General features: G+C 38.8%; 11 protein-coding genes and 1 pseudogene. 11 read left to right on the top strand and 1 reads right to left on the bottom strand.

Features of this window, described 5'->3' with window-relative positions:
* The 7 genes and pseudogenes from PHI47_RS14095 to PHI47_RS14065 form a co-directional block, all read left to right on the top strand.
* Positions 1 to 704, top strand: a pseudogene (locus tag PHI47_RS14095) (hypothetical protein); the annotation flags it as partial.
* A gap of 12 nt (positions 705 to 716) precedes the next feature.
* The gene (locus PHI47_RS14090; RefSeq protein WP_299938769.1) at positions 717 to 1,298 is read left to right on the top strand and encodes a lysozyme; all 582 of its coding nucleotides are present in this window, start codon (positions 717 to 719) and stop codon (positions 1,296 to 1,298) included.
* A complete protein-coding gene (locus PHI47_RS14085) occupies positions 1,282 to 1,698 on the top strand; it encodes a hypothetical protein (RefSeq protein WP_299938766.1) in 417 nt (138 codons plus the stop codon). The genes PHI47_RS14090 and PHI47_RS14085 overlap by 17 nt, the downstream gene beginning before the upstream one ends.
* 193 nt (positions 1,699 to 1,891) lie before the next feature.
* Positions 1,892 to 2,347 (top strand): lysozyme inhibitor LprI family protein, encoded by a 456-nt coding sequence (locus PHI47_RS14080; protein ID WP_299938764.1) that lies wholly within the window; start codon positions 1,892 to 1,894, stop codon positions 2,345 to 2,347.
* Positions 2,348 to 2,349: 2 nt separating this feature from the next.
* A complete protein-coding gene (locus tag PHI47_RS14075) occupies positions 2,350 to 3,027 on the top strand; it encodes a hypothetical protein (RefSeq protein WP_299938762.1) in 678 nt (225 codons plus the stop codon).
* Between the two features lie 173 nt (positions 3,028 to 3,200).
* Positions 3,201 to 3,455: a hypothetical protein gene (locus tag PHI47_RS14070; RefSeq protein ID WP_299938759.1), complete on the top strand. Its 255-nt coding sequence runs from the start codon at positions 3,201 to 3,203 to the stop codon at positions 3,453 to 3,455.
* A gap of 86 nt (positions 3,456 to 3,541) precedes the next feature.
* Positions 3,542 to 4,984, top strand: a complete 1,443-nt coding sequence (locus PHI47_RS14065; RefSeq protein ID WP_299938756.1) for an AarF/UbiB family protein — start codon at positions 3,542 to 3,544, stop codon at positions 4,982 to 4,984.
* Positions 4,985 to 4,986: 2 nt separating this feature from the next.
* Here PHI47_RS14065 and PHI47_RS14060 read toward each other — a convergent pair whose 3' ends face one another.
* Positions 4,987 to 5,850 carry a hypothetical protein gene (locus tag PHI47_RS14060; protein WP_299938750.1) on the bottom strand — a complete coding sequence of 288 codons (864 nt, stop codon included), beginning with the start codon at positions 5,848 to 5,850 and terminating at the stop codon, positions 4,987 to 4,989.
* Between the two features lie 218 nt (positions 5,851 to 6,068).
* Here PHI47_RS14060 and PHI47_RS14055 point away from each other — a divergent pair, with 218 nt between their 5' ends.
* The 4 genes from PHI47_RS14055 (at position 6,069) to PHI47_RS14040 (ending at position 12,704) form a co-directional block, all read left to right on the top strand.
* Entirely contained in the window at positions 6,069 to 7,055 is a 987-nt protein-coding gene (locus tag PHI47_RS14055; protein ID WP_299938748.1) for an HD domain-containing phosphohydrolase, read from the top strand.
* Between the two features lie 96 nt (positions 7,056 to 7,151).
* A complete protein-coding gene (locus PHI47_RS14050; protein ID WP_299938745.1) occupies positions 7,152 to 9,584 on the top strand; it encodes an EAL domain-containing protein in 2,433 nt (810 codons plus the stop codon).
* A 2-nt stretch (positions 9,585 to 9,586) separates the two neighbouring features.
* Positions 9,587 to 11,401 (top strand): diguanylate cyclase, encoded by a 1,815-nt coding sequence (locus PHI47_RS14045; RefSeq protein WP_299938743.1) that lies wholly within the window; start codon positions 9,587 to 9,589, stop codon positions 11,399 to 11,401.
* A 49-nt stretch (positions 11,402 to 11,450) separates the two neighbouring features.
* Positions 11,451 to 12,704 carry an MgtC/SapB family protein gene (locus PHI47_RS14040; protein ID WP_299938741.1) on the top strand — a complete coding sequence of 418 codons (1,254 nt, stop codon included), beginning with the start codon at positions 11,451 to 11,453 and terminating at the stop codon, positions 12,702 to 12,704.
* Positions 12,705 to 12,709 lie beyond the last annotated feature (5 nt).

Below are 12,709 nucleotides of genomic sequence, written 5' to 3'. Positions count from 1 at the left end.
GGTACAACGAAATCCTCTTCGAAGACGCTAACTCCAACGAACAACTCAACATCCGAGCCCAAAAAGATTACAGCCTCCTAGTCCTCCATGACGCAACCGAACATATCCAACATGACCGAAGTGAAACAGTCGACAACAACGAAGACGTTACTATCCACGGCTACCGAACTGAGAGAGTCAACAAAAGCAAAACGGAAACAATAGACATAGCAAAAGCTCTGACTATTGGGGCTGGGTATCAGGTATCTGTCGGTGCTAGTAAGAATGAGACCGTGGGGATAAGCTCTACAGAAGAAGTGGGATATATAAAATCAACCATCGTAGGAGAAGAATACACCATCACTGTCGGAAACAGCACCATCCATATGAGTGCCGAAGGAACCATAGAGATCACCGCAAGCAATATCCAAGTAGCAGCCAGTGAGTATGTTGAGATCAAAGGGAAGAAGGTTTGTGTCAATGGCGGGTGTGAGGGGGAGAGGAAGGGGAAAGCCACTTCTACGCAGAGTGATGAGATATTTGATGAGCAGTTTATATTAAAAGATGCCACTGGAAATCCAATGGCAGGTATGGTTTATACAGCAAAGCTTCCATCAGGTGAAATACTCCATGATGAAACCGATGATGAGGGAAAAACTAAAAGATTTCTAACAAATGGAGCTGAGGATATTATTATTTATATAGGACATAAAGAAGATATATAAAAGGAAAATAAAATGTCTATAGTTACAGGAACAGGAAATATGACTCCAGAATCTCTTGCGGAAGGGAAAACAGATAGGCTTTGGAAGCCGTGGGAAGCATCAGATAAATTATTACCATTTTTAGGAGTATGGGAAAGTGGAGTTTTAAATGGAACTTTTCGTGGACTACCTGTTGCACAAGGAATGATTTTAGAAGTATATAATGATCATCCTGAAAATCCAAAAATTAACAAACCAACAGTAGGGATGGGGCATGTTGTCTTAGACAAAGATCATTTGAAAGTTGGGGATAAAGTTTCAGTTCAAAAGGCTATGGAATTTTTAAAAAGTGATATAAAAATTGTTGAAGATCAAGTGAATAAAAAGATTAAAGTTCCATTGTATCAATATGAGTATGATGCATTGGTATCGATTGGTATAAATGCGGGTGCCTATGGAGGGCTGACTGAGATAAGTGAGATAGTTAACAAAGGTATATACAAAGATATTCCAAAGATTATAAAAACTTATCATGCAAAAGTTGAAGGAAAATTAAAACGCAGAACAGCAGAAGCAAAATTATTTGGAGAGGGAATTTATGATACTGATCACTAAGATAATAATAGGAATTTTATTACTTTTTATTTATGTAGAAGCTGATGAGAACAATTCTTGTTTGGCTCATCTAGGAGGCGGTATGTCTGATGTTTATTGTTATATGGATTTAACAAAAGAGCAAGATGATAATAGTTTTATAATAAGTAAAAAAATTTTATCTACTATGCCGAAAAATACAAAATATCAAAAACTTTTTATGGACTTTATGAAAGCTAAAAAGCAAGAAAGAAAATACTGTGAGTTGATCAAAGGATCGCGAAATTCATGGGGGATTTATGATGCGTTAGAAGTAAAAGCTTTTCATGTAAATGATGTCGATTATTATGAATGTGTTTACAAACTTTCTATTAATCAACATGATTTTTTAGAAGATATGCTGAGTGGAATAAGTCAATAATGAAAAAGACAATTCTATTCTCAATTTTAATGATGAATAATTGGTGCTACACAGATATTAATCGAGCTACAAATAGGTAATAATGGCGACAATGCTGATACGCTGGAAAAGTTAAAATTCTTCTGGACTGGTAGAGGTAAAAATAATATTTTGTGACGAAAATTAGAATCTAAATTATTTTCAACAGGAGTGTATGATGGGAAATATTAGTATTTTAATGGTTATATTTCCATTTTTATTTTTTATTGCAGAAGCTAGCATTATGGTAGATTTATCAAAAATATCTAGTAATGAGTATTTTAGCGACATGAACGATACAGAAATTGATAAATACTGCAATGCCCATCATGGAGGAAGACTAGAGCAAGACTTTTGTGCGAAGAGAGATTTCGAAAAGAGTGATCAAAAACTAAACAAAACATATAAGAGATTAATAAATTCATGTAAAAACGACAAGAAACTTTTGTCAAAAGCTAAAAAATCTCAACAAGCGTGGTTAAAATATAGAGAACTTGCAGGAGATGAGGCGTATACAATTATTGGAAATGGAACAATGAAAAATCAATATTATTTTGCTGCAAAAGAAATGTTGACAAATGAAAGAGAAGAATTTATCCGTGGTTATTATTTTGACGATTGGACGAGGTAAGAATGTATAAAATCATTTTACACATATTAATATACACAGGATTGGCTGCTGAAACCATTTATGATGGCTATGACTCTTTTTATAAAACATATACAAATACTATCTTCAAAGAGCCAGTTTTTAATTTTGAATGGAGAAGAAATAATGATAATGATTTATCGTTTTGGAAAGGAAATATAGATAAAAAACAGTATAAAGTAAAAATAAGCAATGGATATATTTCATTGAATAAGTATCGCTTGTATCTTAATAAGGCTATTGTATTTCCTAATGAGCAAGTAGATAATTCAGAATTGGTTGGAGATAAATTATATATATCCGGACATTATGCGTGTATAGAAGCTGTTTATTCTTCTGCAAGCGGAAAAGCAGCAAGGCATAATTCAATCTATTTGATTGATTTTAATCAACTTAAACAAAAGAAAAAATCATTCTATTTACTACCAAGTCTTTTTGGAAGTTGTTCTGGAATTCGACTTCTCGAAAATAAAAAAATTGCTTTTGACAAAATATCATATATCAATGATTCGTCAAATGATTTACCGATAGGGGTAACTTTTGATGAATATTATATTGATGAAGGCAAATTTGTGCAAACGCAACAAAGTAAAATAGCGTATTTTCCAAATCCAGAAAATGTTTATCGGTTTGAATTGAAAACTACAGAATGCAAAAAATAAATTTATATTTCTTACAAATATTTTTGTTAGTTGGAATGCCCCCCGTTGTATAGACACATCAGTTCTCCACTAAAATTTAAAACAATACTAATAGAAATGAACTGACATAAAAGGGATACCTAATTGTGTTGATTTTGTTCTATACTTCTTTATTACGCCATAGGAGATAGACCATGCTAAAAGAGTTGTTTTATACGGGAATGGGCGGAGCGTTATTGCTCAAAGAACGGGTTGAAGAAGAGCTTAAAAAGCTCGAAGAGAAAGGAAAATTGAACGCTACAGATTCCAAGAGTTTTTTGGAAGGGCTGAAAACGCGCGGTGAAGATGAGGAAAAAAGGGTGAAAGAAGAGCTTAAAACGGCAATAAAAGAGGTGATTGAAGAACTCGGAATTGCGACGAAAAAGGATATCGAAGCGTTACGCGGGTGAGATCTTTGTATTCACCGTATCGCCTTTGGAACATTTTTCGGCTTCTATTGTCATTTTATCTGTTGCTGAAAAAAAGGGAGAGTTTTTTGGGAATTTCTCCCCTTTCTCCTGAGAAACTGGCAGCAACGATCACGGAGTTGGGCGCGAGTTTTATTAAGCTTGCGCAGGTATTGGCAACTCGTAACGATTTTTTCGATGAACCGTACTTAAACGCCCTTAAAACATTACATGATGATTTACCGCCGATGGCTCACGATGCGTATGAGCGGGTGATGGCTAAAGCGTTTCCTACGACCTCTTTTATCCGTTTTAATCCCCAGAGTATTGCTTCCGCTTCGATCGGGCAGGTGCATGAGGCATGGATAGACGAGAGTACCAAAGTAGCGGTAAAGCTTCGACGCGAAGGGATAGAGAACCGCGTTCGTGCGGACATACGGATTCTCTCACTGTTTAACCGTCTCTTTCAACCTCTCTTTTCCCACACGACTCGCCACTCCATCGAATCGGTCATAGCCGAATTTTCGATCATGATTGTTCAAGAATGCAGTCTCAACCAAGAACGGATCAATTTAGAGAAGTTTTCTCTCATGTATGCAGAATCAGGGATCATTTTTCCGAAAAGTTATAGTGCGTACAGCTGTGATGATGCCTTGGTAATGAGTTTTGAAGAGGGGTGGCGGTTTGATGATCGTGATGCCATTTTCTCACATGGACTGGATATTAAACCCCTTATTGATAAATTGGTACGGTTTTATACCGATCAAATGCTGGTCAAAGGCTTTTTCCACGCCGATCCCCATCCAGGAAATCTTTTGGTCAATCCGGAGGGCAAACTGGTATTGCTCGATTTTGGGATGGTGAAGCGAGTGCCCAACAATACCCGTATCGCCATTATCGAGTTGATTCGTGCAGCGAATGAACGGGATTTTGAAGCGTATGTCAGTGCGGCTAAACGATTGGGAACGGTGGCTTACGATGCTCCTGCGGCGGAGCTTGCCGAGTTTACGGAGAGGATGTTTGATATCTTCGGTAATGATGCACTGGATAGCGGAAGCATGCAAAAATTGGCATTTGAGGTGTTGGAACAAACCCGAAATCTCCCCTTTAAACTCCCGCAAGAGGCAATATATATCCTACGTGTAAGCGCTATTATCGAGGGATTGGGAACCACTTATATCGAAAATTTTAACGGGATTAAAGACATTCTTCCCATCTTACAGAGGAATATTCCCAGAGCATTGGGGATGAAAGAATCTATTTTCGAAAATTTGATAAATGAGATTAAACATATTCCCGATGATATCACCGCATTGCGTCATCTTATACGACGGGCGAGTAAGGGAGAATTGGCGGTAGAACTCTCACCGTTGCAATACGAAATGATCAAAAAAGAGTTGCGCGAGGCAACCGTACCGCTTTATATAGCACTGATTTTGATGCTGGGAGTAATCGGTGCATGGATGGCGGGGATGAGCGAGGCTGCCTATGTTTTACTGGGTGCCGCCATGATGAGGCTGTGGTATCGATAACATCATCCTTTGTTTTGCCGAGAAAGGTAGTTGTATACCCCCGTACCGACGATAAGCAACGTAACACCGATAATGAGATAAAACGCATTGATGATTTTGCTGTAATCATCCAGCACGATTTTAAAGACTGCCATTAACGATTCGATAGAGAGGGCAATGATAATGGAAGTGAGGAACTTGCTGAGCGATTTGCTCTGCATATCGCTTCCGTATTCAATTGATTTGTATAAGACTTCATTTTCAATCATGGTTTTAGCCAGATCATAAATGGCAAGGCCGATCGTAATCGAGATAATAGAAGTAAAGATTTCATGCATCACTTCATTTTGCTGATTATTGATGAAAAGCATGGCACCAAAAATATAGGCTCCGTACAAAATTAAAAATGCAGAAACAAATCCCAGTAACAAACCGCCGAAACCCATGACCATTTTATTGACTTTTTCTAAAAGAGTGTTGTGTTCTATTAGTCGGAGTTCTTCAAGCAGTTTCAACATGTCAAAGTCGGCAACAAGATACGTATTGTTTTCCTGTTTAACAACCGTGAGCGTGGGGAGACCGCTCAAATGGTTCAGGTAGGGATTACTGATATGGATCGGTTCTTCTGCAAAGCTGACCCACTTGAAATAAAATGATTTATCGGCCCCTTGACGATTTAAATCGTCTTCACTTACCCCGTAACTAGGAGTTGACTGGACAAAGGTGGGAGATACGGCATAAATAATTTCCGCTGCTTTTTCAAATTCGAAGAAACGCTTCATATCGGAGGCGTTTAGCGAAAAAGGGTGGAAATCTCCCATTGTTTTGCGTAGATAAAATTGGATACTGTTTTTATGCTCCGTGTAGATAGTAATAATCCGTTTCATTGAAGACTCCTGATAATGAGTATTCGATATTGTTTTACTCCCATTTGGATTAAAAATGATACAGAAATGTAAGATAAGAGAGAACTTTAAGGTTACATGCGGGTAGAATATAGAATAAATAAGTCATTTTAAAAGTGGGCAGTTTTATAAAAGTGTCTAGAGGGATTTAGAATTTGAAGAGAGTGGTTCGAAGAGTTATAAATCATAAATATGTTGCCATGAATCCACATATTTTAGTGGAGGGGACAATCATTGATTTTGATTGTTACATCAAAAGATTTGATGATTATGTCATTATAATAGAATCAGGAACACTGATCACCCCGGAATTAGCTAAAACAATCAATCAAAATCAAGAGATGTACATTTCCATTTATGAAATTGATAAGGTAAATGTTTATACGAAACAATACGGAGTCGATAATTTTGGAATCGAATCGAAAAAGATTCGAACAGTACAGGAGATGCTCCCGATAGCGTTGACTCTTAATGAAGAATTGAAACAGGTTCAAGGTTTTGAGGCAAAAATTGAAAAAGTCTATCAAACGACAGCAGCGTTAATGGAAGCGATTTTTCATGAAATGAATGAAACATTACCGTTAAATGCCTTGGGAGAATGTACAGAAGGGCTTATAGATTGTTTGAATATCCCTGATATCAGCGTTATCCCCGTTGTTTTACGAATGATGCCTCATGAGTACAGCACTCACCATCACAGTACAAACGTGGCTATGCTTTCAATAATTTTAGGCAAGTCGATCGGTTTAAAAAAAGAAGAGTTAAGTGATGTTGCTTATGCCGGATTGGTTCACGATATCGGCAAAATACGCATAGACCGATACATACTTCTTAAGCCAACTTCGTTGGAAGATGATGAGTATGAATTGATTAAACGTCATGCGGATTATGGCTTGGAAATTCTTCGAAATAACGGGTTAGAAAATCAAAAAGTTTTGGACGGTGTTCATTATCATCATGAAAAATTGGACGGCAGCGGATATCCGAAAAAATTGCGGGGAAAACGTATCCCTAAAGTTGCCCGTATTATCGGAATGTGTGATGTTTTTGATGCGCTGACGACACGTCGTACCTATCGATCTGACTACAGCAGTTATGAAGCGATTCTTCTTATCAAGCAGGAAATGGCAGAACAATTTGATGAACATTATATTGATGCCTTTATCCGGTTGTTAGGACCGCAGTAATTTTTTTTGACTGTTTTATTATGTGAGTGTTTTTTTTATCTTTATAGTATAATAATTTAAAGTAAGAAAATAGATAAAAAGTATATAGGCTAATAGATGAAACATTCTGACACTTTAAACACGTTTTCTAGCGGCTTTATTGCTCCTCCTTCTCCTAAACCTATATCACGTCATCTTATGATCATTTTATCGATTATGGTAGCAATCTTTACTATAGGAGTAGGTGCACTGTTGGTTCAGCAGCACAATCATTTGTTGGAAGATAGAGTTGATCTTCAGGTTAACGGATTATCGAAGGATTTTCTCGTTCTCCTGAATCAACAAAGTGCTGGACTATCAACTGCGTTACAACTTATTATCGCTGATCCTTCGGTCAAAAATGATCTCATAGAAGGTCGTCGGGATCATTTGTTGGCAAAGTGGCAGGGTATTTTTAAAGAGATGAAAAAAGAGAATAAAATTACCCATTTTTATTTTCTTGATAAAAAACGTGTTTGTTTGCTACGAGTCCATAAACCGGAAAAATACGGTGATCTGATTAATCGGTTTACGGCACAAGAAGCCGAATGGACACGAAAATCCTCCTCGGGTATTGAAATCGGCCCATTGGGGACATTTACCCTGCGGGTAGTACAGCCGGTGTTTGATGGCAACACTCTGATCGGCTATGTCGAACTCGGAAAAGAGATAGAGGATGTCCTTAATGTACTCCATACCTACGGTTCCAATGAGATAACGGTTCTAATCCATAAAGAGTACCTAAAACGTCAGCCATGGGAAGAGGGGATGCAAATGATGAACCGTGAGGCGAATTGGGAACAACTGCCTCGCGATGCCATAGTTTATACCTCGCTTCACGATCGATTACCGGGTCAAATGGTATCAATAGTGAAAAACTACAGTGTAGGACATGATCCTAAAGTGACTAAGGATCAAGAAATTCTATACAACACAAAGAGATGGCGGGCATCGATCATACCGTTAAAGGATGTATCAGGCAAAGAAATCGGTGCTTTATTCATGATGAATGATATTAGTACTGAAAGATCTGAATTTATCCATTTTCTCATTCAGAATATTTTGATAGGGCTTACGCTTATGGGATTGCTGTTGGGCTTTATCTTTTTAGTATTGCGCCGAACCGATACAAATATCCATCTTCAACAAAACAGTTTACGAGAGAGTCAGGAAGAAATCGATACATTGGCTTTTTTTGATCAACTTACCGGTTTGCCAAACCGGACACTTCTGTTGGATAGACTGAAACAGGCTATTGCGAACAGTACACGAAATAGTCATTACGGAGCATTATTATTTATCGATTTGGATAATTTTAAAACGCTGAACGATACTGTAGGGCATGAGGTCGGGGATATATTGCTTCAGCAGGTTGCAGAGCGTTTACGGGCATGTGTACGGGAGGGTGACACGGTGTCACGATTCGGAGGAGATGAATTCGTCGTGATATTATCGGGGCTCAGCAAGAATGAAACCGAGGCTGCAACTGTGAGTGAGATGGTGGCCGAAAAGATTCTTGCTTCATTGAATCAAATTTATTTTTTAGGTAATGTGAGCCATCGTAGTACGGCAAGTATAGGAGTCACCCTGTTTAGGGGTGATCGTATGTCGGTTGATGATTTGATGAAACAGGCCGATTTGGCAATGTATCAGTCAAAGGAAGGTGGACGTAACGGACTTAGCTTTTTTGATCCGGATATGGAATCAGCTCTTAAAAAACGTTCGTTATTGGAAGAAGATTTGCGCAGAGGGATTGACGAATGCCAGTTTGTCCTCTATTATCAGGCACAAGTACTCGATAACAGTTACATCACCGGCACTGAGGCACTTGTGCGTTGGCAACATCCTAAGCGCGGTTTGGTTGGGCCGGTAGAATTTATCCCTGTTGCAGAGGAAACGGGACTGATTCTCCCCCTTGGCGATTGGATTTTAAAAACGGCGTGTAAACAGTTGGCTGAGTGGTCACATGGTTCCTGTACTGAGCATATTACTATGTCTGTCAATGTTAGCCCTCGTCAGTTTAGCCAAAGCAATTTTGTTGAGAGAGTATTATCCATTATCGATGAGACCGGTGCAAATCCTCAAAGACTCAAGCTTGAATTGACCGAAAGCCTTTTACTTCAAAATATAGAAGAGGTGATTGAAAAAATGGTTGCTTTGAAAGATGCCGGAGTCTATTTCTCGTTGGATGATTTTGGGACGGGGTATTCTTCCCTCGCGTATTTAAAACGGCTTCCACTCGATCAGTTGAAAATAGATCAAAGTTTTGTGCGCGATATTTTGTCCAATACCAATGATGCTATCATCTGTAAATCAACTATCGCTTTGGCTGAGAGTATGGGGCTTTCAGTAATTGCAGAAGGGGTAGAAACACAAGAACAATGGAATGTATTGGCAGATTTGGGATGCCATGCCTATCAAGGGTATTGGTTTAGCCGGCCACTGCCGCTGGAAGAATTTGAAACACTCTTGAAAATACCAACAAATGATTTATCAAGTGAAAAAGCATGAAAATGAATCATTTGAAAATCAAAATATTTTTAATACTCAGCAGTGTCATTGTGAGTGTCGCAATGATAATAACAACTTACAATATCATCCACGATAAAGAGCAAAACAATATGCGTATGCAGGAGGCGTACCAAAGCGTTCATCTTAATTTTGAAGAGACGATTCGAGAAACCGTCCATTTTTACACTGCAAGGGCAAACTCCAACATCCGTTCTCCCGAAGTTATTGATGCGTTCCGCTCTCGTGATCATGATAAACTTTATCGGCTGATATTCCCCCGTTGGACGGTTATGCGTAAAGAGAACCCTTCTTTGGTCGTCATGCAGTTTCACAATGCGGACGGGACATCACTGTTACGTATGCATCAGCCTAAGGTCTATGGTGATCCGATCGCCTCTCAGCGCCCTATGGTTGCCTATGTTCATAAACACCATACAATAGCGTACGGATTCGAAGAGGGAAGGCAAGGGCTGGCATTTCGGATACTGATCCCCGTTACCGAAAAGGGAAGGTATCTGGGTGCGGTGGAGTTTGGATTGTCCACCGCTTTTATAACCGAAAAAATTTATCGCCATACCGGATATGCCTCTATATTTTTCATCCGTCAAAATTTCTTGGGGGTCTTTGCCCATGTTGAAAATTACATTCAAATCGGCAATTACATAGCTCTCGATATCCCTGCAAAACTTTTACCGTTGGTGGAACAGTATAAAAAGGAAAATAGTAGTTTCAAGAACAGTATCATTCACTATGATAATCAATCATCCGCCATCACGACCATGCCGGTTAAGACCTATTTAAATCAGTCAATGGGAGCGATTATGTTTATCCGCCCTGTTTCAGACTTTGGAAATCATGTGTTTCAAATGATTGTCGCTACGGCGATCATGGCCTTTAGTTTAATCATTGTAATAGGCTTTATTATCAATAAAATTTATGATACTGTTGCTAACAAGATGAGTTTTCAGGAGATGTATAGCCAAACCGTACTCGATGCGATCCCATCTCCGGTCATTGTCACTGACGGGCATGAACTGATTGCTGCAAATCAAACTTTTTTAGCCTACCTTCATTATGGGAATGTTTCCGATTTTAAGCGTGATCACGCATGTGTTTGTGAGTATTTCGAAGAAGGGGATACGGAAGATTATCTGATGCCGATGTTTAATGATCAGCGTTGGACGGAATACATCAGCGATCATCCGCTTATAAATCATAAAGCCAAAATAACTATTGAGGGTCAAACGACCGTATTTGATGTCAAGCTCTCTTTGCTAAAATTTAAAGAAGAGAGTCGATATGTTGTTATTTTTACGGATATTTCATCGATACAATCGATTTCGATGACCGATCCCTTGACCGGTATAGCGAATCGACTCCATTTTACGATGGTGTATGAACATGCCATCAATGTTGCAGCCCGTGAGCAAAAACCGTTGGGAATCATCTTTTTTGATATCGACTATTTTAAACAGGTTAATGACCGATACGGACATCTCAAAGGTGACAAGGTTCTAAAACAAATCAGCGATATGGTAATGAAACAGCTTCGAAAGAGCGATATTTATGCACGTTGGGGAGGGGAAGAATTTGTTATTTTACTCCCTGATACTTCTCTTTATCAGGCATTTCAATTAGCTGAAATGCTGAGGGTTGCTATTGAGTTAGAAAATTTTGGGACATCGGAAAAGATAACATGTTCATTCGGAGTGGCCGTTTTGGAAGAAAATGAATCGGCAGAAATGTTGTTGAAACGTGCTGATGAACTGTTATATCAGGCAAAAGAGAGCGGGCGAAATAGGGTTGTTAATCAATAGGCTATAATTGAGTATGAGATGTGTGAGATGATCTATAAAGGAAGATTAAATGGATGAGTTGTTTGTCCAGAACAGTGTACTTGCCTTAGTATTAGGATTTGTTATTGGTTTAGAGCGTGAAATGCATACGATTTATGCTCAAAAGAAGAAGGATTTCGGAGGTTCTAGAACCTTTTCGATGATTGCATTATTCGGATTTCTCTCGGCATGGTTTTCTACTTTTATCCCCTATTTTTTCCTTGGTTCCACCGTAATTATCGGATTATTTCTCATCAGTGCCTATATCGTCAATAGTCTTGATAATATTGATAAAGGTTCGACAACGGAGTTTTCGGCAATGGTAACGTTTTTAATCGGAGCGATGCTTAAATTCTCTTCACCGATGCTTTCCGTCTTTGTGGCCATTATCGTTTTATTTGTTCTAAATATCAAAGATAAAATACAAGAATATGAGAAAACGATCGCGAAACATGAGCTTAATGCTGCGGTCATGTTCATGATGATGACCTTCGTCATCCTTCCGATCCTTCCCGATCGTTCCATTGATCCTCTGGGCCTTGTCAATCTTTATAGGATATGGATCATGGTTCTTCTGGTGGCGGGAATCTCATTTTTCGGCTACATTGCAATACGGTTTTTTGGAACGGCACACGGTATCGGGGTAGCAGGGCTTTTCGGAGGACTTGTCTCTTCAACTGCTGTAGCGATGAATATGGCCAGACGGCTTCATGAAAACGGATTTTTTGCGAAAAACTTTGCTATTGGGATTACGTTGGCATCCTCTATGATGCTGATTCGAGCAGGAGTTGAAGTATGGGTCATTAATCCCCCTCTGGCACATGCGTTTGTGATTCCGATTGTGGTTGGAACCTTTAGCGGGTATCTCTATATCGGATATCTTTATGTTACCACAAAACGTGAAAATATCGCTCAAGATTTTAAATTCAGCAATCCGTTTGAACTGAAAGAGGCCTTGATGATGGGGCTGATTTTCGGAGCAACGTTGGTGATTATCGGGATTGTAAATCGCTACATGGGTGATGCAGGAGTATTGGTAGCTTCATTTGTCTCCGGTTTTGCCGATGTAGATGCGATTATTCTTTCATTATCGACATTGTCTAAAACAACGCTAAATCCTCTGACCGCTCAATATGCTATTGTCCTTGCGATTGTTAGCAATACGATTGTCAAAATGATCCTGGTGTTGGTATTGGGAAAAATGGTATTGTTTCGACTGGTCTTTTTGTATTATATTGTCGCTATCGGAACATTCACGCTAACTGCTTATTTTACATTGGACTGAAGAGG

The organism is Sulfuricurvum sp., assembly GCF_028713855.1.
In the GTDB taxonomy this organism is placed as follows: domain Bacteria; phylum Campylobacterota; class Campylobacteria; order Campylobacterales; family Sulfurimonadaceae; genus Sulfuricurvum.
The sequence above is the reverse complement of the archived record's forward strand: the minus strand, read 5'-3'. Positions and strand labels throughout refer to the sequence as shown.

Excerpts from the sequence above, each read along its gene's own strand:
- PHI47_RS14090 (WP_299938769.1), top strand. The coding sequence starts at position 717 with ATGTCTATAGTTACAGGAACAGGAAATATGACTCCAGAATCTCTTGCG.
- PHI47_RS14085 (WP_299938766.1), top strand. The coding sequence starts at position 1,282 with ATGATACTGATCACTAAGATAATAATAGGAATTTTATTACTTTTTATT.
- PHI47_RS14080 (WP_299938764.1), top strand. The coding sequence starts at position 1,892 with ATGATGGGAAATATTAGTATTTTAATGGTTATATTTCCATTTTTATTT.
- PHI47_RS14075 (WP_299938762.1), top strand. The coding sequence starts at position 2,350 with ATGTATAAAATCATTTTACACATATTAATATACACAGGATTGGCTGCT.
- PHI47_RS14070 (WP_299938759.1), top strand. The coding sequence starts at position 3,201 with ATGCTAAAAGAGTTGTTTTATACGGGAATGGGCGGAGCGTTATTGCTC.
- PHI47_RS14060 (WP_299938750.1), bottom strand. The coding sequence starts at position 5,850 with ATGAAACGGATTATTACTATCTACACGGAGCATAAAAACAGTATCCAA.
- PHI47_RS14055 (WP_299938748.1), top strand. The coding sequence starts at position 6,069 with ATGAATCCACATATTTTAGTGGAGGGGACAATCATTGATTTTGATTGT.
- PHI47_RS14050 (WP_299938745.1), top strand. The coding sequence starts at position 7,152 with ATGAAACATTCTGACACTTTAAACACGTTTTCTAGCGGCTTTATTGCT.
- PHI47_RS14045 (WP_299938743.1), top strand. The coding sequence starts at position 9,587 with ATGAATCATTTGAAAATCAAAATATTTTTAATACTCAGCAGTGTCATT.
- PHI47_RS14040 (WP_299938741.1), top strand. The coding sequence starts at position 11,451 with ATGGATGAGTTGTTTGTCCAGAACAGTGTACTTGCCTTAGTATTAGGA.